This window comes from Serratia inhibens (assembly GCF_003591175.1).
GTDB classification, from domain to species: Bacteria; Pseudomonadota; Gammaproteobacteria; order Enterobacterales; family Enterobacteriaceae; genus Serratia; species Serratia inhibens.
Genome location: NZ_QYYG01000028.1, coordinates 1 through 393, shown reverse-complemented (window position 1 = coordinate 393; position 393 = coordinate 1). Strand labels below are relative to the sequence as shown.

General features: G+C 50.6%; 1 pseudogene. It reads right to left on the bottom strand.

The window, feature by feature from the left end:
* Nucleotides 1-253: 253 nt before the first annotated feature.
* Nucleotides 254-393, bottom strand: a pseudogene (locus tag D4100_RS25510) (copper homeostasis protein CutC); the annotation flags it as partial.

Below are 393 nucleotides of genomic sequence, written 5' to 3'. Positions count from 1 at the left end.
TCAACCTGCTCAACAACAGCAATTTTAAAAGACAAAGGATAGTCACGTTGTGTGCGTTTAAACTCAGCCATTATCACGTTCTCCGGATTTAAGTCGAAAACGTGTCAACGCTATTCAGGACGGGTCATCGACATAAAAAAAGCCCCGGCAACACGCCGGGGCCTGGTACTCGCGTAATCGCCGAAAACTCGGCGAAACGCTAAAGGGTCTTGCGGCCCGGAAACCGGTGGTCAGAGCGCGGTTAGCTGCGTGTTTATGCGCTTTGCGCCAAAGGATCAACCAAGGCCAGCGCGTTTTTCATCGCCTCCACCATTTCGCCATCCACGCAATAATGGCTAAATTCATCAAACTCATTGTCTGAACACATGGTCACACCGGCTTTGCGATAGCGCA